At 56.5% G+C, this 23,040-nt stretch carries 18 protein-coding genes; 9 read left to right on the top strand and 9 right to left on the bottom strand.

Annotated elements, in window-relative coordinates; all coding sequences use genetic code 11:
* The first annotated feature begins 128 nt into the window (after window positions 1–128).
* Complete coding sequence (locus P8935_RS18790) at window positions 129–1,400, top strand: D-mannonate epimerase (protein ID WP_348261840.1); 1,272 nt, start codon at window positions 129–131, stop codon at window positions 1,398–1,400.
* A 40-nt stretch (window positions 1,401–1,440) separates the two neighbouring features.
* Here the strand turns inward: P8935_RS18790 and P8935_RS18785 are convergent, their stop codons facing one another.
* On the bottom strand, window positions 1,441–2,247 hold the full coding sequence (locus P8935_RS18785; protein WP_348261839.1) for an energy transducer TonB: 807 nt from the start codon (window positions 2,245–2,247) through the stop codon (window positions 1,441–1,443).
* 27 nt (window positions 2,248–2,274) lie between these two features.
* Entirely contained in the window at window positions 2,275–4,350 is a 2,076-nt protein-coding gene (locus tag P8935_RS18780) for a S9 family peptidase (RefSeq protein ID WP_348261838.1), read from the bottom strand.
* A gap of 466 nt (window positions 4,351–4,816) precedes the next feature.
* Here P8935_RS18780 and P8935_RS18775 point away from each other — a divergent pair, with 466 nt between their 5' ends.
* The 5 genes from P8935_RS18775 to P8935_RS18755 all read left to right on the top strand — a co-directional run bounded on the left by P8935_RS18775 (window position 4,817) and on the right by P8935_RS18755 (window position 11,163).
* Window positions 4,817–5,248, top strand: coding sequence for a thioredoxin domain-containing protein (locus P8935_RS18775; RefSeq protein WP_348261837.1), 432 nt, complete (start codon window positions 4,817–4,819; stop codon window positions 5,246–5,248).
* A gap of 49 nt (window positions 5,249–5,297) precedes the next feature.
* Window positions 5,298–7,472 (top strand): PilZ domain-containing protein, encoded by a 2,175-nt coding sequence (locus tag P8935_RS18770; RefSeq protein WP_348261836.1) that lies wholly within the window; start codon window positions 5,298–5,300, stop codon window positions 7,470–7,472.
* Window positions 7,473–7,611: 139 nt separating this feature from the next.
* Entirely contained in the window at window positions 7,612–9,540 is a 1,929-nt protein-coding gene (locus P8935_RS18765; protein WP_348261835.1) for a PilZ domain-containing protein, read from the top strand.
* Window positions 9,541–9,654: 114 nt separating this feature from the next.
* Window positions 9,655–10,488, top strand: a complete 834-nt coding sequence (locus tag P8935_RS18760; protein WP_348261834.1) for a TPM domain-containing protein — start codon at window positions 9,655–9,657, stop codon at window positions 10,486–10,488.
* A gap of 96 nt (window positions 10,489–10,584) precedes the next feature.
* The gene (locus P8935_RS18755; RefSeq protein ID WP_348261833.1) at window positions 10,585–11,163 is read left to right on the top strand and encodes a LemA family protein; all 579 of its coding nucleotides are present in this window, start codon (window positions 10,585–10,587) and stop codon (window positions 11,161–11,163) included.
* 638 nt (window positions 11,164–11,801) lie between these two features.
* Here the strand turns inward: P8935_RS18755 and P8935_RS18750 are convergent.
* Both P8935_RS18750 and P8935_RS18745 read right to left on the bottom strand, forming a co-directional pair.
* Window positions 11,802–12,146 (bottom strand): STAS domain-containing protein, encoded by a 345-nt coding sequence (locus P8935_RS18750; protein WP_348261832.1) that lies wholly within the window; start codon window positions 12,144–12,146, stop codon window positions 11,802–11,804.
* A gap of 143 nt (window positions 12,147–12,289) precedes the next feature.
* A complete protein-coding gene (locus P8935_RS18745) occupies window positions 12,290–12,742 on the bottom strand; it encodes an ATP-binding protein (protein ID WP_348261831.1) in 453 nt (150 codons plus the stop codon).
* Window positions 12,743–13,386: 644 nt separating this feature from the next.
* Between P8935_RS18745 and P8935_RS18740 the strand changes: the two genes are divergently transcribed.
* From P8935_RS18740 to P8935_RS18730, 3 genes are all read left to right on the top strand, one after another.
* Entirely contained in the window at window positions 13,387–14,718 is a 1,332-nt protein-coding gene (locus P8935_RS18740) for a CBS domain-containing protein (protein WP_348261830.1), read from the top strand.
* Window positions 14,719–14,820: 102 nt separating this feature from the next.
* Complete coding sequence (locus P8935_RS18735; protein WP_348261829.1) at window positions 14,821–15,351, top strand: hypothetical protein; 531 nt, start codon at window positions 14,821–14,823, stop codon at window positions 15,349–15,351.
* A 167-nt stretch (window positions 15,352–15,518) separates the two neighbouring features.
* Complete coding sequence (locus tag P8935_RS18730; RefSeq protein ID WP_348261828.1) at window positions 15,519–17,018, top strand: nitronate monooxygenase; 1,500 nt, start codon at window positions 15,519–15,521, stop codon at window positions 17,016–17,018.
* Window positions 17,019–17,078: 60 nt separating this feature from the next.
* Here the strand turns inward: P8935_RS18730 and P8935_RS18725 are convergent, their stop codons facing one another.
* From P8935_RS18725 to P8935_RS18705, 5 genes are all read right to left on the bottom strand, one after another.
* Complete coding sequence (locus P8935_RS18725) at window positions 17,079–17,492, bottom strand: VOC family protein (protein ID WP_348261827.1); 414 nt, start codon at window positions 17,490–17,492, stop codon at window positions 17,079–17,081.
* 232 nt (window positions 17,493–17,724) lie between these two features.
* On the bottom strand, window positions 17,725–18,060 hold the full coding sequence (locus P8935_RS18720) for a metalloregulator ArsR/SmtB family transcription factor (RefSeq protein ID WP_348261826.1): 336 nt from the start codon (window positions 18,058–18,060) through the stop codon (window positions 17,725–17,727).
* Window positions 18,061–18,087: 27 nt separating this feature from the next.
* Complete coding sequence (locus P8935_RS18715; protein ID WP_348261825.1) at window positions 18,088–18,558, bottom strand: SRPBCC family protein; 471 nt, start codon at window positions 18,556–18,558, stop codon at window positions 18,088–18,090.
* A gap of 311 nt (window positions 18,559–18,869) precedes the next feature.
* Window positions 18,870–21,290 carry an ABC transporter permease gene (locus P8935_RS18710; RefSeq protein ID WP_348261824.1) on the bottom strand — a complete coding sequence of 807 codons (2,421 nt, stop codon included), beginning with the start codon at window positions 21,288–21,290 and terminating at the stop codon, window positions 18,870–18,872.
* Window positions 21,291–21,418: 128 nt separating this feature from the next.
* A complete protein-coding gene (locus P8935_RS18705; protein WP_348261823.1) occupies window positions 21,419–22,936 on the bottom strand; it encodes an alkaline phosphatase family protein in 1,518 nt (505 codons plus the stop codon).
* Window positions 22,937–23,040: the final 104 nt, after the last annotated feature.

Raw genomic sequence — 23,040 nt, 5'->3', positions numbered from 1 at the left:
GCGTACGAAATGGATAAGGTAAAGAGTTTGGTATCCTCGCTTTTTCGCGTGGCCAAGAGGCGGTTCAACGCGATCTCTCAAGTAGGCGAACGTCGCTGTCGGGATGGGGTTGGTTTAGAGTTAAGCTCATGGCATTGTTTTGTGCACACGGCGGCGTAGATGTTGATCTCGGCACAAAGGAGATGGGCGAGCTTCTTGTCGAAAGTTTCGACAAGCTCGGCCAACGCGCGCGTGTGCTGGCGGTTCCGCCGGACATCACCCGTCTCCATTCGCAGGCCGGGGAGTTGACATGCGCGGCCTGGGCGCATTTCGGGGACCGGATGAAGGCCGTGCTGCCTGCCATTGGAACCCATGCGCCTATGTCAACCGCTCAGATCGACCATATGTTTCCGGGTATGCCGCACGATTTGTTTCGCGTTCATAACTGGCGGACAGATGTAGAGACTCTGGGCGACGTACCTGCTGAGTTCATCCATCAACAGTCGGAAGGAAAGCTGAACTTTGCCTGGCCTGCGCAGACCAACAAGCTTATTTCGCGGGGTGATTTTGATCTGATTCTCTCCATTGGGCAGGTTGTGCCGCATGAAGTGATTGGCATGGCCAATTACAACAAGAACATTCTGGTTGGCGCAGGGGGAAGGCAGGGAATCAACCTCAGCCACTACCTGGGCGCGGTCTACGGCATGGAGCGCATCATGGGTCGGGCGGAGAATCCCGTGCGGGCGGTGCTCAACTATGCATCAGATCATTTTTTGCGCGCGTTTCCGATTATCTATGTGCAGACGGTAGTGGGCAGGCGTGCCAATGGCGGGCTCGCGGTGCGCGGCCTATTCATCGGCGACGATGCTGAGTGTTTCCATCGCGCGGCGGCACTGAGTTTGAAGGTGAATTTCGAGTTAGTAGGCGAGCCAATTCGAAAGGCCGTTGTCTATCTCGATCCGCACGAATTTCATTCCACGTGGCTCGGGAACAAGGCGGTGTATCGGACGCGCATGGCGCTGGCGGACGGCGCGGAACTGATCATTCTTGCTCCAGCCGTAAAAGAGTTTGGCGAAGACAAGTGCATTGACGGATTGATTCGCAAGTATGGATACAACGGAACGCCCGCCACCCTGGCAGCGGTGGATGCGAATGGGGATCTGGCTGCGGAGCTTGGGGCGGCCGCGCATTTGATCCACGGCTCCTCCGAAGACAGATTCAGCATTACATGGTGTCCGGGGCAGTTGAGTCGCGAAGAAATAGAAGGCGTCGGTTACAAGTACGGGAATTATGCTGAGATGTCGGAACACTACAACCCTGATAAGTTATCGCATGGTTATAACCGATTGGATGGGGAGGAAGTTTTCTTTGTTTCCAATCCGGGCCTTGGTCTGTGGGCGCATAAGTCTCGACTGACTTAGCAAGCATCTGGCCTTCGCGGAACCTCTTCGACTCTACTTGTTATGGTTTTGAGGACGCGGAGGGGACACCTGCGTCGAGCGCCTCGTGCGGTCCAAATCCTTCATACACGAGCACAACCGCCGTTCGTACGGAGACGTTTTTCCCGTTCAGTTTCGCTGGTTTGTATTTTGACTTCATCAGGGAATCGATCGCGACCTGGTCTAACGAAGACTTGTCGCACTTCAACACTTGAGCGTTCGAGGGTTTGCCTTTGCTGTCGATGGTGAGCAACACATGACAGGTGGTCCCATCGGGAGCGAACATGGCTGCGGCAGCGAAGCCTTTGCTTACGAATTCAGATATCTTCGGCATCTCAAGTCTTTTGGAGAGCGGATAAATTCCCTCCGCATCGGGCTCAAGCGATGTGACGCCCGGTGGAGATGAAAAACCATAGCGGAGTTGTGCTGGAGGTTCCATAGAACCAGACAGCCCGTCGCTGAACCGGAAGTTGATCTCGATGGAAAGCTTCACTGCAACTGGAGTTCCATCGGCAACTCTTACTGCGGGCTTGAATCTGTACTTCTTCACCGCTTCCATGCTGTTAGCGGCAAACATGGAATCGGAGCACCGGACGACTTGAGGATTAACAGGTTGCCCGGTGGCGTCGACAACGAGGGAAATCAGGCAGATTCCATTCTTTTGGGTTAGACGAGCCTTCTGAGGCATCGATGCTTCAGGTGTCGAAACAGGAATTGGCGCGCGTACGGTTGGACCGACTTTTTGAGGCTCATCCGATTGAGCAGGCTGTTGCGCGGCAACGAAACCTGGAACTACGCAAATCATCGCAACAGCCAGGAATTGGCGCATGATGTCCCCGCTGAAATGTTGAAACTCTCATACTATTCCGAGTTCTCGCAACAAGAAAGCAAAGTCGAACGCAATTTCCTTCAGATAATCGTAACGTCCGCTCGCTCCGCCGTGGCCCGCTTCCATGTTGGTAACAAGCAGCAGAGGATTGCTGTCGGTTTTGAGCGTTCGCAGCTTTGCTACGTACTTCGCGGGCTCCCAGTACATCACCTGACTGTCATTCAACGAAGTTTTCACTAACATGGCCGGGTAACCTGCTGCCTTCAAATTATCGTACGGCGAATAACTCAGCATGTACTTGAAGTAGGTCTCGTCGTTGGGGTCGCCCCATTCCTCATACTCGGGAACCGTCAGCGGAAGAGAAGCGTCGAGCATGGTGTTCATTACGTCGACAAACGGCACATGCGAAAGGACGACTCGAAACAGATTGGGGCGGAGGTTCGTGACGGCGCCCATCAGCAGTCCGCCTGCCGACCCGCCTTCGATGGCCACGCGTGCAGGATCTCCGTAGCCGTTCGCCGTTAAATGTTCGACGGCCGCAATGAAATCCGTAAACGTGTTTAGCTTTACCAGCATTTTCCCGGCGTCGTGCCATGGTTTACCCAGGTCGCCGCCGCCGCGAATGTGAGCGTAGGCGATCACTACGCCGCGATCAAGCAGACTCAGGCGATTGGAGTTGAACCCTAGCGGAAGCGAGTAGCCGTAAGACCCATATCCGTAAACATAAAGTGGATCGAAGCCGGGCTTACGCGTGTCTTTTCGATAGACAAGCGAAATCGGAACTTCCACACCGTCGGGCGCCTTGGCATGGATGCGTTCACTCGCATAAAGAGTGCGGTCAAATCCGCCGGGGACTTCCTGCTGCTTGAGGAGTTTGGATTCGCGGGTTTCGAGATCGTATTCAAAGACAGAACCTGGGGTGACCAGAGATTGATAACCGTAGCGGAACTTCGTTGTCTCGAAGATGCGGTTGATTCCAGGCGAAGCGTTATACGCGGGCTCTGGAAAAGCAATTTCGCCTGCAGGATTAGCTTCAGGAGTGTCGTTCTGAAACTTCCACATGCGCAGCCGGGGCAGGCCGTCTTCTCGTTCGCAGGCGACAAAGAATTTAGCGAATAGATCGACGTCCTCGAGCATGACCGAATCACGGTGCGGAATCTGCTCGACCCAGTTTTCTTTGGCGGGCGCGTTCACTGGAGCGGTGACGAGGCGAAAGTTTCGACCGCGATCATTCGTGCGGATGTACCAGTAGCCGTTGCGATGATCCACCGAATACTCGTGCTCGTCTTCGCGGGGACTGATGACGAACCACTTCCCGGTGGGCTGATCGGCAGGCAGCACAAGGCACTCGCTAGTGATATGGCTGGCAGATTCGATGACCAGAAATTTGCCGTCGCGCGTTCGCCCGGCGCCAATGTTGAAGCGCTCGTCGTCGTCCTGATACACAAGCACGTCATCGCTATGCGGCGTCTGAAGCGTATGGCGGAAAAGCTGAAACTGGCGCTTCTGCTCTTCATCTTCGACGGAGTAAAAAAGGCTGGCATTATCGGCTGCCCAGGTCACCGAGCCTACGCGCTCGACTTCGCCGACCAGCGTCTCGCCGGTGTCGAGGTCCTTGATGCGAAGCGTGTACTGCCTGAATCCGGTGGTGTCGACGGTGTATGCCAGCCAGCGTCCGTTGTCTGAGATGTCGCTCGCGCCGATCGCAAAAAATGGCAGACCCTCGGCCAGCTGATTTCCATCGAGGATAATCTCCTCTGGACCGTCAGGCGAGGCAACGGACCCACGATTGCGGCAGAGAATTGCGTATTGCTTGCCTTCCTCCGTGCGGACGTAATACCACCAATCGCCTTCGCGATAGGGAACTGACTCGTCAGTCTGCTTGATATGGCTTAGCATCTCCTCATAGAGCTGGTCGCGCAAAGGGGCGAGGTCGGCGGTGACGGCTTCGGCATAGGCGTTCTCAGCGTTCAGAAAGGCTGTGACTTCGGGGCTGTCTTTTTCGCGGAGCCAGGCGTAGTCGTCGGTGAGGGTAATGCCGTGAAGAACTGTTTCTTTGTGTTCTCTTCGAGCGATGGGCGGATTGAGCGAGCTTTCAGTCATACAGTCTCAAGTGTAGTGGGCGAAGTGACGGCACGAGCCGTTTCCACAGTTTCAAAGATGGCTCCTTTGATAGAAGCCTTGTGAAGGTATGTTATTGAAATAACGAATGTTCGAAAGATTTAGAACGCAAAGTGTGGTAATTCTTGGTCGATTTTGGCGGTATTTGGCGTCGATAAAAGCACTAATTGGTCTTGCCGGGCTGTGAAACTGTGCAGCGACTGAATTCGAAGATCCGCTTCTTTTCCCGGCGGGGAAGACTGTATTGTCGGACGCAACTCCATTCTGCGACGTGGAGCAGAAATTGGATGCAAAGCGATTGCATGCTTTCTCCCTGTGGAATGTGCTGCTTGAGGCTTCTGTGAAGGCGTTGAGGGTTGATTGACGGGGGAGTGGACAAGATCGCAACGAAAACCGTCTTGTCGCATCTCAACAGTGTCGTGATAACCCATAAAGAAGAGGAAATGCGATGGCGAACGTCAGGAATTGTCCGGCATGCGGGAAGCCGAATCGAGTTCCAGCAAAACATCTGGCCGATACAGGCAGGTGCGGCGCTTGTAAGGCACCCCTTCCGGCTGTCGCAGCGCCGATCGAGGTCACGGCGACTGAGTTTGACGAGATCGTGCGTGAAAGCAAGGTCCCTGTGTTGGTCGATTTCTGGGCGGCGTGGTGCGGGCCCTGCAAGATGGCGGCGCCGCATGTTGCGCAGACGGCACGTGATATGGCAGGACGCGCGCTGGTTCTGAAGGTGGACACGGAGCGATCTCCGGAACTGGCCTTGCGTTACAAGGTGCAGGGTATTCCCAATTTCGCCATATTTGTTGGTGGCAAGATGCGATTCCAGCAGGCCGGCCTGGTGGACGCGAACACCATGAAGAACTGGATTGCGAGCGCTCTGTGATTGCGCGGGAATCGCTTGCAGACGCCGTAAAAACGGCATCTAATTGCGCATGGAAAGCAGCGAGACTCTGCCGCAGCCAGGTCAGGGCAAAATCGAGCCCATCACGGCCCTGCAATTCGAGGTCGTGCGGCGGGCGGAGTTCGTCTTCGAGCCATTCCTTGGGTCGCTGATTCAACTTCCCGAAGTGAGAATGCAGCGCGCGCAGAGTTCAGAGTTTTTCCTAGCCCAGGCGTCAACGAATCCTCAAAAAGATCAGGTCGAAGCACCTCTTGTGTGGGAGCGTCCCCGCCCGGTTGCGCAGTCCGCCGCGCCTCCAACGCACATTCCAACCGAACACCGTCCCCCAATGCCAGCCGATATGCGTAAGGCGAAGCTGCAAAAGCCTCCCAAAGATCAGGAGGCCCCCCGGTTTTATCAGCCGCCCATCGTGCGCTTTTTTGATCCCGTAGCCGCTGCCGCAGAAGATGGGGAAGAAGTGGACGCACCACTCCCCGAACCGCGCGCTTCTACCCAGCTCTCACCGGAACTAAAAGCGGCGATTCTTCGCATCGATGAGCAGCGCCGGCAGATGCAACAGGATGCAAAACAAGAAAAGCCGACTAAGGGCAAGAAGCGGGGACTACTGAAAGCGAAGTCCGCGAATGCCGCCGGCAACTCGGACGTTCCAATCGAAATCGTGAAATCACGAGAAGTGGAGCTCACCGAACGTGCGGCACGGTGGGAAGAAATCGCCATCCCACCGACACGGTCAGCCAAACGCGAGGAGCAACAACCCGCAGCTCACATCGATCAGGCACCGGCTGTGACGACATCCGCCACGGATGATGTCGAGCGGGTCGAAGCGGTCAGTCCCGCAATTGCACCCGCTTTGAAGATGCCACCGATCCCGGCAGCCGAACCTGCGCAGCCCGTCGCCTCATCTCTCGAGATCAATCCAGCGCAGGAAGCAATTTCGATTGATGCCGCCCTAGCTTCGTCGCATCCAGCGCAGCAGCAGGAAATGATTACAGCTATCGCGCAGGAAGCTGCCGCTGCAAACCAAATCGCTGCGATGCCGGAGTTCAACCAGATCCACGATTCGCTAGGCGAGACAGAAGCACCTTCTCACGAGGAAGCAGATTCTGCATTCAATGCAACTCCCCTTGACACACTACCCGCTCCATATCCGCAGGCAACACTCGCCGATGCCCCGCAGGAAATCTCCGCCGCAGCCGAGTTCATTCCCGCGTCTGAGTTTTCTTCGACTCACGAAGATCTATCCGAGTCGGAGATAGTGGAACTACACGAAGTGGCTTCAGCGCCAGAAGACATCCCCGCAGACTCAGCTGTCGCTCCGCCGCTGGCAACGCAACGGGCCGAAACAATCCCAGCTCCCGGACACGAAGCCATTCCTGAAGAAGTGTTCGTTTCATCTCTGGAATTTGCCCTGTCCGAAGAGGACCTGCATGAAGCCGCGCATCCGACGATGCCCGAGGCGGCGCTCCCTCTGCCACCGGCAGTTGCAATGCCGTCGTCATCCGTTGCGTACGTTGCAGAACCGGCGCCGATCCCTCCGGCGCCACCAGCCCTGGTGAAAGAAAATCATCCGTTGCCGTTGACGTTCGAAAGCGATGCGCCAATCACAAAGCCAGTGGAAGACGCAACTGCAGAGCCTCTGTCAACTAAGAGGCGCCGCGGAATCGCCGCTGCAATCTCTCGACTCAGGCGAGCCGATCTGGTGCAGGAAAAGATCGAGACTTCTATTTTTGAAGGACCTTTCGAAGAAGAGTCGATCGATGAAGCAGAATTGCCTCGCCAGAAAGAGAAGCTTCCGCTGGCAATGCGGCTCCAGCGATGGCTGGGTGGCGAATCGCCAAAGCTCGATGGAAACCGCCGCAGGGCAGAACGGACGATCATGCCGGGACTCGTGGCCTTCTATTGGAGCGGCGGAAGTCCGAAGCCCCATGAAATTGTAAATATCAGCAAGACGGGCTTCTATGTGAAGACGACAGAGTTCTGGTCCGTCGAAACGCTCGTGCGGATGACCTTGCAGCGCCCCGCATCGGAAACGAAGCGTAAAAGCGAGTCGATCAGCGTGCTGGCCCGCGTGGTGCGGATCGATGAAGACGGTGTAGGCCACGAGTTCGTCACCACAGAAGCCCTGATACATGCGCGCAGCATGGACGTGATGCCCAGTCACGGAACGGACACCCGCGCGCTGGACAAGTTCTTGCAGATCCAGTGACGTGACGGCCAAGTCTTACACGCTATACAACAGCGTTGCATGACCATCGCAGGACAAGTATTTGCAGTTCATACACGGGCATTGCCCTTCCTCTGCAGATTCGAGAAGTTATCCGTCGTCGCAAGTGACGGATGAGCAAATGTCGGCATCGAAGTTTCTAATGAACAGTGGGGACATCCAGCCTCAATCAGAATCGGGCCAAATCGTGTCCGAGGGTCGTGATGTCCTGCGCCGGAACGAGTTTGATTTCGATCCATTCATCGCATCACTGATTCAACTGCCGGAATCCAGGACTCGAACTGACGGGGACACGAAGTTCTTTTCGACATATCCACCGTTGCCGGAGATCGCAACGGCTTCAACTCACCCCGAGTTTGGCGAAGACGTTGCGTATGACTCGTCCACGGAAAATCCTCAATCAGTGGAGAGGAAATCAGATCCATCGCAGGTTGCAACTCCGCCGCCCGCGAGTTTCCAGGAAGACATAACACCCGAGGCGACTATCCGAGAACGGAATCCTCTGACAAAACCGCACAGAGCGAAGGATCGGTCTCCGAAACTGCAGGCGCGCGCGCGGTTCTATCAGCCTGAAACGGTCCGCTTCTTCGATCCTGTGGGCGCCGCGGCGGAGGATGGGGGTGAAGGTGCGAATCCGGCTGAGCAAATGGGGCCGCGGCCATCGACGCAGCTCTCTGCAGAGTTGAAAGCGGCAATTTGGCAGATCGATGAACAGTTTCGACAAAGGCAAAAGGAACAGAAAGAAAAGGAGCGAGAAAAGCCTGCCACGGAGATCAAGCGCGGATTTTTAGCGTCAAGGCTGGTCCAAAAGTCCCCGTCAACGGGAATCAGGAGCCACTCCCCAAAACCCGAGGCACCCCCAGCTACGAGGAGCCCGCGGTGGAAAAGGGTCGAAGCGAGATTGGCGGCGGCGCTGGGCTCTCCCAAGTTGCAATTACGAAAAGCGGTCGTTGCACCTCTGCCCGAGCGCGTTCATCCATCAATGCTCGGATCTCTTGAAAAAAATCCTGCGACCGCTGAAAGGCAGACGGCCCTCAGAGTTGAAGAGCAGGTGCCCGTTGAGCAACTGGCACCGCGGACTATTGAGGATGCGTCGACGGCCGCAAAGAATCTACAAACTGGGCCAGTCCAGGCAACAGCCCTCGTCACGTCCGCAAGTGAGAGTCTGCCTCCTGCAAAGCGCAATCGTGCGATGGCGGTTGATTGTGATTTGATTGCGGATCAATTGGCTTCTCCAGTCATTCCCGCTCCTGCTGCTGAACAAGTTTCAACTCAGGCGGTCGATATTCGGACGCACGCAGCTGAGTTGATAGCACCTGTCACATCGAAAGCCGCGGTTGTTGCAAAGCCCGCTCGTGGGACGAAGAAGTCCGCGAAGGCAAAACAGACGGCAGCGCCACCTAAGCCGCAGGTCGACGAGCGGGTCAGAGCAAAGTCTGTTGCACTCTCACAGGTGCGGCTCGCAGATTTGCGCGCCCAGCGGGACAGCCTCTTGCGAGCGCAAGTTCCCGTCGCAGAAGTATCACCCGAGATCGCCGAAAGGCCACTGAAAAAGATCGAGAAAGAGAAACCGTCGTTGACGATGCGCTTGCAGAAGTGGCTCGCAGGAGATGCGGAACCGAAAGTAGAACCAGTGAACGACGGGAATCGACGTGGAGGGGAGCGTAAAACTTTGCCCGGACTGGTGGTGTTTTACTACAACGGCGGCACCCCACGGCCACGCGAGGTTTTGAACATCAGCACGACAGGTTTCTATCTACATACCGATCAGTTCTGGTCTGTTGACACGATGGTGAAAATGACTCTTCAACGGCCAAGCCTCGTAAAAGCCGGGAAATCCGAGTCGATCAGTGTGCTGGCGCGTGTGGTGCGGATCGACGAGGGCGGAGTAGCGCACGAGTTCGTGACCACAGGCTCTCTGGATTCAAAAATCTGGCGCCCAGAGGTCAGGCCAGATCAAGAGACTGACCGGCTGGAACTTTCACAATTTCTTGGCGCAGGAGACGCAGTGGTCGGCGCGACTTCGTTACCGTATTTCAAACAGCCGTGAGGGGATGCAGGCAGAACTCATGGTCGCTCTGACAAGGTTGCGCCGGCTCTGAGGATTGCAATTCGAATTTGTCAAGGGAACTTCCAGCTGCCCCGGAACGTACAATTGAGTGCGATGGAAGGCTTTCACCGCACGACCTCATTGATTTGCCGGCTGATGCTGGCGGCTCTTTTCCTCATTCCTCTTTCGGGTGCGTTGGCCGAATCGGTCAGCAGCCTTCCCAAACCAACCGACTATGTGAATGACTTTGCGCACGTGCTGTCGCCGGACGCCGTGGCTAAGCTTGACCGTATTTGTGCGGAGCTGGATCACTCCCAGGCCAACGCGCAGGTGGCCGTGGTCACCGTGCACAACCTTGACGGCGACGACGCAACCGACTGGGCAAACCAACTTGAAGACAAGTGGAAGATGGGGAAGAAGGGATCAGATCGCGGAGTGCTGGTGCTGCTGGCCGTGGACGATCATAAGTACCGCATCGACGTGGCGTACGGTCTAGAAGGAATTCTCAACGATGCAAAGGTAGGCGATTTTGGGCGCGCAATGGTTCCGGCGCTGCGAGCCAAGGACTACGATTCGGCAATTCTGGGCGCAGTGGGTCAGGTGGCGCAGGTCATCGCGAAGGATGCAAACGTTACGCTGAGCGATCAACTGCCTGAACCGCCGCCAGTGCCGCAGCGGCATAACTCAGGAGGGCTGGCAAATCTAATTCCGTTCATTTTCCTCATACTGATCTTCTGTGGCTTCGGCGGCCTGCGGCTGCTGTTTGCAATGGGTCTGCTCAACAGCGCTCTTGGCGGCCGCCGGTACAACGGCGGGGGTGGGCCGTTCATCGGCGGAGGCGGATTTGGCGGAGGATTCGGAGGCGGAGGCGGCGATTCAGGTGGTGGCGGGTTTGGCGGATTCGGCGGTGGCAGTTTTGGCGGCGGCGGTGCGGGAGGAAGCTGGTGAGAAACAAGCTGGAGGAACAAGGGAATTGAAACTAGGCAATTCGATTAAAACAAGTTGGGGCTTTCGCGAAGCGAAGCCGGAGGAGAAGGGAATCGTATGAGCAAGGGAATGCTAGTTGGGCTGGGCGTACTCGGCGTGATCGTGCTGGCGCTATTTCTGGTTGGCGGCAGTTATGTGAGCGCAAAAAACCAGATGGTCGCGAAAGATCAAACCGTTAAGTCGGCGTGGTCCGAGGTGGACGTGCAACTGCAGCGTCGCGCGGATTTGATTCCTAACCTGGTAGAGACGGTCAAGGGATTCACCAAGGAAGAGAACTCAGTGTTTGCGGAGATCGCGAATGCGCGCGCGGGGATGTTGAACGCACAGACTCCACAGTCGAAGATTGCCGCCAACGGGCAGCTGGATGGCGCACTTGGCCGGTTGCTGCTGTTGACCGAGAACTATCCGCAATTGCGTTCGAGCGAGCAGTTCATGCGCCTGCAAGACGAACTGGCAGGCACTGAAAACCGCATAGGCGTGGCACGCAAACGCTACAACGACGCGATCCAGGATTACAACACTTTCGTTCAGCAGTTTCCCAACAGCATCTGGGCGGGGATGGCCGGATACCACACAAACGACGCGTACTTCAAGGCCAGTCCAGCGGCGCAGCAGGTGCCGAACGTGAAGTTCTAAAGTGCAGTTATCAGTCGTGAGTGACCAGGATCGGGTCGGAGTCGCACGGCGGCTTCGGCCCAATTGTTTTGCGGTGACTTGGGTACCTTGGATTGGAACGCAGTGCGATCGATCACCGAGAAATACGGAGTTTTGAAGCAAATTAGAAATATTCTCGGAGTCTGGTGGTCGCTGTGTTCCGGTTAGATTATTTGTCGTGTTTGCTCACGGTGCTTTCGACAATCCTTGTAGGGCGAAAGCGGTGGACGGGCCTGGTTGTTGCCAGCGTGAACAGCGTGATCGTTTGCGGGATCGGGTTGAAAACGGGGCAGCTAGGGTTTATTCCCGCAAACTTGTTTTGCATAGCTGTATATGCCTTCAGCATCCGATCGTGGGTTAGGTCTGAGATCAGTTCGTAGCCTCTTTGCATTTCCACCTTTGCTCCGCAATTGATGGTGCACCTAGCCTTATTTACGGCAGGATAAACCTGCGCCATGAACGAGCACATCGCATATTTGAGGAACGCAAAAGAGCCATCCCAGTGAGGGATGGCTCTGGATAGTGTGACATAGAGACCGGCGCGGGTCGCTTCATTAATAGCTTGTGCGCGGTTTCGAGGGAGATCGCGAGGTGCGACTCACAGGCGCTGCGCGTGCAGGCTACTTGTAGGAGGCGATGGCGCTGGCTTCGTCGTCGTAGATGTCAAAAACGGTGTAGAGCTTGGTGAGCTGCAGAACGTCCTTCACCTTGCGGGTCAGGTTGAGCAGCTTGAGTGCGGCACCCTGGTTTTTGGCGGTGGTATAGGCGCCAACGAGTTCGCCCAGTCCCGAGCTATCGATATAGTTCACATCGCCCAGATTCAGCAGGATATTCTTTGATCCTTTGCTGATCAGGTCGCGAATTGCTTCGCGCAGCTGAACACTGCCCTCGCCCAGAGTGATCCGCCCGCTAAGGTCCAGGACTGTAACGCCGTCCAATTCACGGGAAGCAATAGTAAGTGCCACGGAAATTCCTCCTTTGTGAGTCATACAAGTTATAGCATCTGACACCCCGCAAACAACGACCGGCTTGCGGGAACCCCTCAGCGCTCCACTGCAAAAAACAGGTCTGACTGTGGAAGGTGTTCCTGACCGTTCCACAAACAGCGTTACGAAGATGCTTCGGTTTTTTCCGTTGCCGGGACAAGGTGCTTGATCAACGTCAATTCTGTTCCGGGCTGGAGTTGACGAAAATGGACCTCGTCCATGAACGATCGGATGAGGAAGATGCCGCGACCGGTGCCGCGCAGAAGGTTTTCAGGAGCGAGTGGATCGGGAAGATTCTCCCAGTCGACGCCTTTGCCCTGATCGGCGACCGAGAAGATCAGTGATTTTCCGTTATTCTCAAAGCTGGCAGTGACCTGCTTGGCAGGGTCGTAGTCGTTGCCGTGGAGTACCGCATTAACTGCTGCTTCACGGACGGCCATCGTGATGCGAAAGCGCTCTTCCTCGTCCACTCCAGCCTCTTCGGCCAGCTTGTCCGCGGCAGCTTCAATCTCGCTGACGCTCTCCATCGTAGAGGGTAGCGAAAAGGTCCGCTTACCTGGTTTTGAATCGATCAAAGGCTTCGTCTCCGCCTCTTCCGGGAATGGCAAAGCCCCGCCTTACCGCGAGAGGAAGTGGTTAGTTTTCCGAGGAAGACGGGAAAACGCTATAGACGGCAGTTTCGTTGCTGAAGCCCATTGTGTCAAGAACTGCTTTGAGTTAGGGGTAGTTTGGCTGCATACGGTGTGTAAGATTCGTAGGGGAAAAGCGATTAGGACAAGTTTTTGCATCGCGTCAACAATCGGGGTGCGTTTCAGTTGAATAAGTGATCGCAATCGAAAAACAGGCAAAGGGCATCAGCATTTCTCGGTCAGGAAATACGGCAATAGTTTCGCTGGATCACTGAATCACAGTATCCGAAAGTTGTGAGCCTCAATGTATGAAGGCCGATTGAATCGGTCGTACATTGAAAGCCGAATTTTTCTTCAAGCTGTGTGGAAAAACCCGAATTTGAAAGGGGGGAGGGGGTACCCCTCTCGTCCCTTTAGTGGCGAAGACAGCGTCCGGGGATCATCTCTGAGTTGCGTGCGAGTTGGATGAACATTCTGCTGCCACATGATTGTGTTTGAAGCGGGAAATTTCCTGCAAACCTGCGCGGAAATCTTCACGCTTGGAAGGTGCGGGTTGGATGGTGGAGTAGGGATGGTGAACTTGACAGGGCATGGGACATTCATGGGCGCGTTGTGGTGCAGACGATACGTCGATTGAGTTCGATCCGGCGCAGTACACTCAATTTGTGAATCATCGCGTCACAACCCGCGTAAGTTTGACCGCGCTGCTGGGGACCGCGGTGACAGATGCGCAGGGAAACGTGCGCGGCAAGTTGAAGGATGTTGCTGTCGCTACAGGCGCGGAGGCGGGTCAGGTTGCGGGACTTGTGCTGAAGACTCGCACTGGTCTGTTAATAGTTCCTTCGCAGGACGTGCGCGAGACTGCGGCAGGAACACTGGAACTGACGTCGACAGAGACGCTGGCGCCGCTTCAAGACCAGGGCAACTACATCTACCTGCAGCAGGACCTGGTCGATCGCCAGATCATCGACATTCACGGGCGCAAAGTGGTGCGCGTCAACGACGTCGACCTGGAGTGGAAAGCCGACGGAGATCAGCATCTGTTACGCGTGGCTGAAGTTGAAGTGGGGCTGCGGGGCGCTTTCCGCCGGGTGTTCAAGGGGCTGTTGCCGAGAGCTTCACTTGAGACGATGTCGTGCAAGTTCAAAGAGCGCGGCATTCCATGGCAGTTCGTCGACGTGATCGAAGTGGATCCGGCGCGCCGCGTAAAGCTGCGCATTGAGTACGAGCGCCTGGCCGAGATGCATCCTTCAGACCTCGCCGAGATTCTCGAAGATCTTGCCCCAGCAGAGCGCGACGCAGTCTTTACGTCCCTCAACGAAGAAGTGGCTGCCGAAACCCTGGAAGAAGTTGATCCCAAGCTGCAGCTCTCTCTGCTTGAGAAGCTTGACGAAGAAAAGATCGCCGACATTGTCGAAGAAATGGATCCGGGAGCTGCGGCCGACCTGCTGGCGGAACTGCCCGGTTACCGGTCGGACGCGATTCTGGAAGAGATGGAGCCGGAGGAGCGGCACGAAGTCGAGGAACTGCTCGAGTTCGACGAGCATTCCGCGGCTGGAGCCATGACCACCGACTTCGTTTATCTTGGCACTGACGCAACCGTATCGCAGGTCGGACCCGCCCTCCGCAGCTTCGATGGCGACATTGAGTCGGTGACAGAAATTTATCTGCTGGATGATAAGCGGGTACTGCGCGGCATCGTTCCGCTGTCCCTGCTGGTGATGGCATTGCCGGATACGCGACTTTCGGTGCTGGCGGAACCGAGGGTGCTTTCCTGTCCAGCTGATATGAAGCAGAACGACCTTGCCGAGATGTTCGACAAGTACAACCTCCATGCACTGCCGGTAGTTGACTCTCAGGCGCGGATGGTGGGCGTTGTTCATGCCGATCACGTGATCAGCTTCCTTCGCGAAAAGCTCTAGATCAGCCAAGTCGTTCCTGCTAATCTGCGGGTGCCGTTCTCACAAAGAAATTTGTCGCCGACGTCGGGCCACCGTGTGCCTCAGGTGGCTTTGGAGGAAAGCGTGCCACCAAGAGACCCGATCAGAACTTACGTACCACAGGAGCAGAAGAAGGGCCCGTCGCGGGAGCGCGGCGACTATGTGGAGCGCAATCCGCTTCCGGCAGCGATTCGCTTGTTTATCTGGTTGCTGATCTTCCGTTCTGCCGCGAATCTGATTTTTGCTCTGATCGTGGGCCTGGCGCCCGATTCGAGTGTGGCTGTGTTTGTGGCGACGAACTTCGATGCGTGGCCGAAACAGATGCCGGCCGAGGGCGTTTTCTATGTGAGCGCATTCCTCTATGGGCTGACGGCATGGCGATGGGCAACCCGGGACTGGCGGGCAAGGTGGGTGGTCATGTTCCTGTCGGGGGCGACTGCGTTGAAGATGATGGCGAACTTTGCCAGCGACCACGCTGTGGGCACGCCGACCCCGATGACGCCTCAACAGCAGCTTTCATTCACCTTGAGCGTCGGCATCAACCTGCTGATATGCGGATACCTGGCGTTTTATCCGGGTATGGCGCAGGCCTTCAAAGAAACTCCGTGGGATTAATCGCCGGAGACTCGCTCTCCTGGCATCAACAAGTTAGCGGTTCGGTCGAAGCTCTCAAGTCTATGTCTGGTGATGCAAGGGTTAACTGGCACACCGCAGTAACCAGCTTCAATGCCCCTGCCAAATTAAAGACGGGTATCGAACAGAATATGTGAAACAATTCAGGGATGGTCCAACTTCCACGGATTATTCAAGGCGGAATGGGTGTCGGCGTCTCCAACTGGAGACTTGCGCAAGCGGTCTCGAGGTTGGGTCAGCTCGGAGTTGTCTCGGGAACAGCGATCGACCAGGTGCTGGTACGCCGGTTGGCCGACGGAGACAAGGGCGGATACATGCGCCGCGGGTTGGACGCATTTCCGTTTCCCGACATGGCCAAACGCATCTGGAATGACTACTTCGTTCCGGGCGGCAAATCCCCTGAAACGCCTTATCCCGCGACTCAGATGCATCAACGCCGCGACTCCCGCAACCTGATTGAATTGCTGATGGTAAGTAACTTTGTTGAAGTATTTCTTGCGCGCCAGGGACACTTGAATAAGGTGGGAGTCAATTTCCTCGAGAAAGTCCAGTTGCCGCATCTGGCTTCAATTTATGGCGCCATGCTGGCGGGCGTTGGTTATGTACTGATGGGCGCGGGAATTCCATTACATATCCCCGGAGTAATCGACAACTTCGCGGCAGGAAAGGCTGCAGAGTACAAGCTGGCTGTCACCGGGGCCGTTCCCACACAAGACACTATGATGCGATTCGACCCGGCGGACTACGTGGATGGACCGCTGCCGGTTCTGGATCGTCCGCGGTTTCTGGCTATTGTTTCGTCGAATACGCTGGCGACCACCATGCTGCGCCGTGCCACTGGGCCGGTCGACGGGTTCGTGATTGAGACCCCGATTGCGGGTGGACACAATGCGCCGCCGAGAGGGAAGTTGCAGCTGAACGAAGCTGGCGAACCGATCTATGGCGAGCGTGACAAGGTAAATCTCGCGGAGATGCGCGAGCTGGGTGTGCCGTTCTGGCTGGCCGGGGGCTATGGCAACGCCGATAAGGTTAAGGAAGCCGTCGAGCAGGGTGCGGCCGGAGTCCAGGTGGGCACAGCGTTCGCATTCAGCGAAGAGTCTGGCATGCGCACCGACCTGAAAAGGACTTTGCTGGCGCAGGCTACTGCGGGGACCGGCAAGGTATTTACCGATCCGCTCGCGTCGCCTACAGGATTTCCATTCAAAGTGGCGCAGCTTGCCGGTTCCTACTCCGATGAAGAAGTAGCACAGGCGCGGACGCGGGTTTGCGATCTCGGCTATCTTCGCGAGCCTTATGCGATAGACGAGCAGAAGATTGGCTACCGCTGCTCCGCGGAACCGGTGGCGAATTATGTGGCCAAAGGTGGAAAGATCGAAGACACTGTTGGTCGCAAGTGCCTGTGCAATGCGCTGATGGCCAACATCGGCCATGCGCAGACGCGCAAAGACGGGACCGCGGAACCGCCGCTGGTGACGATTGGCGACGATCTGAATACCGCAGCGCATTTCCTCAATCCCGAGCGCGAAAGCTACTCGGCTGCGGAAGTGGTGAGAGAGCTTCTTAGCAAAGTGGACGTGGAGCAGGCGGTCACCGCGCCATCGAAGGTGGAAGTGCTTTCAATGGAACCCGTACTTGCCGCGACAGCATAAAGCAGCGAAATCTTAACGCAGGTTCTGCCCGACGTGCTTAACGTCGGGCAGATTTGTTTCTCATTCTTGTTTGTTCGACTGGAACATCCATCGAACACCAAACTTGTCGTTAAGTGCGCCATAGGCGCCGAAGAACATCTCCTTGAGCGGATCAGTGACCTCGGCGCCATCGGAGAGTTTGTTGAACAAGGTTTTCAACTCGTCGAAGGTTCCTCCACTCAAATAAAGACAGACTGTATTGCCGGGTATTCTGGGGCGGTTGAGCATCAGCCAGTCCGACGCCGAAATCTCAATCGCGTCGCTACGCAGCCGAGCATTGATGGTCTTCTCCTGTTGGAATGCGGGCATGTGGTCCTTGGCAGGCGAATCCTTCACTTTGATAGACGTGAGGTTGCCGCCGAAGACGGTTCTGTAAAACTCCATCGCATCGTGGCATGTGCCATCGAATAACAGGTAAGGGGTCAGTGTCATCATTTGATCTCCTTTGGCGGCGGACGAAGCGGCTGCAGACTCTGAAAATGTAGGCAGACTGGCCAACAGTGCTGTAGGGAATGTCGTGGCGACAAATTGACGTCGCGAAAGTGCGCTGATTCTAGACATAGGTCTCCCTTGCTCACTCATTTATTGCAGGTGAGGAGTTTCGTTTTCTCACCCTTGCTGCGCAAGGATGGCTTGGTCATGTATTTGAGGTTCGCGCGGAATTTCCTTAGCCGGTCTCGTCTTCTTCCGCTAGCATTTCGCCGAGCCGGTCTAGCTTGCGCTCCCACGAAGTGCGATGATCACGAATCCACTGCTCTAGAACGCGCCATCCGGTGGTTTCAATGCGACACGTTCTTACGCGGCCAAGCTTTTCAGTGTGCACAAGAGCAGCTTCTTCTAAGATTTGCAGGTGCTGCGCAACCGCCGTAAGCGTCACACCTAGCGGCTCCGCGAGAGTCGAGACCGACATTGGGCCACCCGTCAGCCTGTCGAGAATCGCTCGACGGGTAGGATCGCCCAGTGCGTGAAACAAGTGATCGATTTGCGGGTTCTGCTCTGGCATATCCGGCTCGATTTTGCTGATGACCTGCTAACTTGCCAGTTCTTTGCCGAGGCGATCGAAAAGTGCGCGCCAGCCGTGCTCAATCATTCCCGGACCGTCCGGCCAATCGATATACGTGCCTTGATTCGTGAATACCAGGTCGGTCCCTGTGGCTGAAGGGACGAACTCAAGCGTCAGGACTGCGACCAAAATCGGCTTTTCATTCAGGGACATTCGTGTGGTGGTGACGATGCGTTTTTCTGGCACAATGTCTTGGAATTTGGACTCGTTCGCAATCGCGGAACCAGCAATCGGGTGGCCTGCTTTGAATCGATAGCTGAAGCGTTCAGTGCCTCCGACGCGGAACTCCATCTCGAATTCCTGAATTTCGTGGTCGCCCTCGGCATACCAGCGCCTTTTGCGGGCAGGTTGTGCGAATGCAGCAAAGACGCGCTCTGGGGGTTGGGGATAATTGCGCTCAATAACGAATGTGCTGTGGATTGTGACTTGATCTGCCATTTGAGAAGTCCTCCCTCGGCTTTGTAATAGTGAAGCAACTACTTCAGTATTGAGCGAGTTTTCAAAATAGTCAAGTGAATACTTCAGTATTATTTTTTTTTGAGGCAAGAGCAGTCTCGGGGGCCGTCGATGCCAAGCAATTGAAGATTCTTCGATTGGCTGTTTCTGCTCAGGATGAAGGTCGGTCGGGAAGAGGGGTGCGGTTTCCCCGATGCAAGGCGAGACCGTTCGACTCAGATCCGGGCATGCTCTTGCACCCTCGAAGAGCGCTCTGGAGAGATATGTCTATTTGAATATCAGGACTGAGACCCTTATTCGGAACGCAGGGCGTCGACGGGATTGACCGAAGCGGCGCGAAGGGCGGGGATCGTGGCTGCCAGGACCGTGACCAGGACTAGCGCGGAGATGGAGATTGCGAGTGAGAGGGGATCGGTGATGTTGGTTTGAAAGAGTAGGCCATTGATGAGGCGAGCGGCGAGGAAGCCGGCGACAAGACCGGCGAAGATTCCGATGCCCATGGAGCCGGCTGCCTGGCGCAGGATGAGCTGAAGAATGTCGCCTCGATTGGCGCCGATGGCCATCCGGACTCCGATTTCGCGGGTGCGCTGGGCGACCGAATAGGAGAGCACGCCGAAGGATCCGATGGCGGCGAGCACGAGCGTGATGAGTGCGAAGGAACCGAGGAGCGTGGCCGTCATGCGTTGGCGCGCGACGGAATCGGCGAGTACGGCGTCGATGGTTTCGATGTGGTACACGGGCTGTGCGGGGTCGGCGGCGCGAACGGCATTTCGTACCATGGTCGCAGCGTCGTCGGATGAAAGCGTGGTGCGCACGAGCAGAACGGCGTGAAGGCCGTATCCGGGAAGATAGATCTCCGGCTCAGGGTCAGAGTCGATGCCTAGATCGCGCGCATTCGAGACAACACCCACCACGGGAATTTTGCTGGGAGTGGGACTCATGACGCCGATGAGAATATTGGCGCCGATGGGATCTCTTGAGGAGAGGTAGTGGCGCGCGAATGATTCGTTCACTACGAAGAAGCCTGTGGTGCTGTCGATGTCGCTGCGCGTAAAGGTTCTGCCTTTCAGAAGGCCGATGCCCATGGCGCGGAAGTAGTCGGGACTGATGAAGCGAATTTGCGCATAGGGGAAGGTGCCCGGGGCGAGAGCGGGTGCGCCCTCGATGAGAAAGCGCGTCATTACCTGGGAAGGCCGGAGCGGAACTTGCGTGGTAGTGGCGGCGGAGAGGACTCCGTGGGATTGCACAATGTTTTCGAGGACCTGTTCGTAGAAGCGATTGGTGAGGGGGCTGCTATCGCCATAGCGGGGAGTCGGCAGCGTGATTTCGGCAGTAAGGATGTGATCGGTGCGCAATCCGGGATCGATAGCGATCAGCTTTTGAAAGCTGCGGACCACTAAGGTACTGAGAAAAACGACGACGACAGCGATGGCTATTTCGGTGGTAACGAGAATCGCGCGGCCGCGGTGATTGTGACTGCTGCTGCGATCGCCGGAACGGAGAATATCAACCAAAGGAGCGGAGGTGCGGGCCGCCGGGAGAAGTCCAAACAGAAATGCAGTCAGCGTACATACAGCCAAAGTGAAGAGCAGCACCGGGAAGTTGAGGCTGATGGAGTGGAGGAGCGATTCGTCGAACCCCTCGGTATGCGTGAGCGCCACGCGCAGAAGAGGAAGAGCTATCGAGGCAAGCAGGATCCCGAGGGACCCTCCGAGCAATGAGAGCATCAGCGTTTGGGCGAGGTACTGGCGGAAGAGATGCTGGCGGTTGGCGCCGAGTGCCTTGCGAACAGCTACGTCGCGTCGGCTTTCGGTGGCACGCACGAGGAGAAGATTAGCGACGTTTACGCACGCGACAATGAGCACCAGAACCACCGCTCCCATGAGGCACAGCATGGCGGGGCGAAGCGTGCTGACCAAGTTGTCGTGGAGCGGATCAAGAGCGATGCCCTCATTGCGGTTGGTGGCGGGATAGGCGGCGGAGAGGCGTTGCGCGACGGTCTGCATGTCGGAGCGCGCGGCGGAGAGGGATACGCCCGGGCGCAGACGGCCGAGCACTTTGACGGAGTGCCAGACGCGCGATGCCCGTGTCGGTTGGTCGAGAAGTGAGAGAGGCAGCCACACTTCGCCTTCCGCCGGAAACGAGGCGTTTGAAGGAAGCACCCCAATTACGGTGTAGCTGGTGCCATTCAAGGAGATGGATCGACCGATAGTGCTGCGATCACGCCCGAAATAGGTTTGCCATGCGGATGCACTGATAACAGCGACGTTGTTTTTGCCGGTGATATCGTCCTGATTGTCGAAGAGGCGGCCCGCCACGGGAGAGACTCCGAGAAGCGAGAAGAAGTTGCCGGAGGCGAGAACGCGCTGAATCTGTGCGGGCTTGCCGTCGATCACAAGCGATACGGAGCTTGGATTGACGGTGGAGTAGGCGGCGACCTGGCTGAAGCTGGTCTGCTGGTTTCGCCAGTCGAGGTAGTCGAGATAGGTGGCTTCGCTCGCGCCCTTTACCTGTGAGTTCGTTTCGGAGAGGGTGATGATGCTGCGCTCATCCTGGAACGGGAGGGACTTAATGAGCAACCCGTAGACGCAGCTGAAGATGGACGTTGTGGCTCCGATGCCGAGCGCGAGGGTGAGAATGACCGTGATGGTAAATCCGGGAGATTTGCAGAGTTGGCGGGTGGCATACCGAAGATCGCGCAGCAGGGATTGCATGACCTCTCCTGACAAAATCTCTGACGTTTCTAACGTTAATTGAGCGAAGCCGCTGTCTGTACAAATGTGACACACAGTAGCTGGAATGAGGTGAGCAGTGTTGGGGCGGGGGACTGAGCTTTTTCTGCTCAGCAGGTTCCGCTGGGGCGTACCGGGCTTCCGGCTTCCTGCGTCGGCACAACCTGCGGCGAAGGCAGCGTGTATCCCGCAAAACCGGCGAGGTTACCGGCGCACTCCGTGATGATGGTGGGAATGGCGGCGACGGTCGAGGGCAGTGAGGGGATCGACGTGTCCGGCTTGGTGAAGTTGAACGCACTGGTCATATCACCGACCGTCGCTCTTCGCCATGCAGAGAGATTCGGAACTTCTGCTCCGAAGCGCGTCTCGAGGAAGCGAAGGACCGACGTGTGATCGAAGAGATCTGAGGAGATGAATCCGCCGCGGCTGAATGGCGAGATGATCATCATAGGAACACGGAAGCCCAGTCCGATGGGACCGTTGATTGAGCCTTGGACCGTCGGATCGGGGACTGCGGCGGCGGTGATATATTCGCCGGCCGTTCCTGGTGGCGGGGTGACCGGCGGGACGTGATCGAAGAAGCCCCCATTCTCGTCATAAGTTGAAAACAGAACGGTTTTTGCCCATGCCGCTGGGTTGGCGGTAAGCGCGGCGATGATGACAGAGAGTGTGTTTTCGCCGAACAGTGACGGCGACGGTGGATGATCGGAAGTAATCACCGATCCGATGATCCACGAGACCTGCGGCAGGTTTCCGGAGAGCGCGTCGGCGACAAAGTCAGTGGGGAACTGCGGATTGAAAGCGTTCTGATACAGCGTCGTTGTGGGGTCCTGGAAATTTTTGAAATAAGGAAGTACGTTGTCGGTTTCGAGCGCGCCGAATGCACTGGAATCGGGCGATGAATAAACCTTCCACGAGATACCGCGCGCCTGCAGTTGCTCGGGCATCGTGGTGTAAGTCAGTTTGCCCAACATCGAAGGCCGATTCGATACCAGAGTCTGCAGCAGCGGACCTCCGTTTTTGCCGTCAGGATCAATGGATGCGGCCATCGTATAGAGGCGATTGGGATCGGTAGGGCCGATGACGGAGCAGCAGTAGTTGTCGCATAAAGTGAATGCATCGGCGACGGCGTAGTAATAGGGCAGATCTGCGCGGTTGTAATAACCCATGGACAACAGGGCGTCGTTGGCGTTGATGGGAAGCCGCGACGTGACGAAGCCGTCCATGGCACCGTTGTCCCAACTCTGGTGCTGCGGAATCCAATCGTGCGTGATGTCGTGGGTGCAGGCGGCGTTGGTCTGCGTTGTGTCGAGATGGAAGGGAAGCAGCACGCCCGCCGGGGAACTAGAAGTGTTTCCAGGATAGGGCTGATTGAAGGCCGAGCTTGCGTCTGAGAATCCGCGGGCGCCCTTGTAGCTGCCGAAATAGTGATCGAACGAGCGATTTTCCTGAATATAGATGACGACGTGATCAATATCCGTGACCTTGGCGCAAGTCGAGGTTCCGGTTGGCGTAGGAATCGCGGGGCGCCCGCCGCAACTGGTCAGCATCGAGCCGGTAAGGCCTGCTGCTCCGGTTGCGGCAGCCAATTTCAACATTTCACGACGGGTTATTCGCTTTGGTGGCATGGCAGAATCGACGTCCCTCGTAACTAGGATGCAGATTCGACGCACCACAACGGAAAGCGATACGGATTTGCGCTTTTGCGCATTTGCCTTATCAAATTACGACG

The organism is Telmatobacter sp. DSM 110680, assembly GCF_039994875.1.
Lineage (GTDB): Bacteria > Acidobacteriota > Terriglobia > Terriglobales > Acidobacteriaceae > Telmatobacter.
The sequence above is the reverse complement of the archived record's forward strand: the minus strand, read 5'-3'. Positions and strand labels throughout refer to the sequence as shown.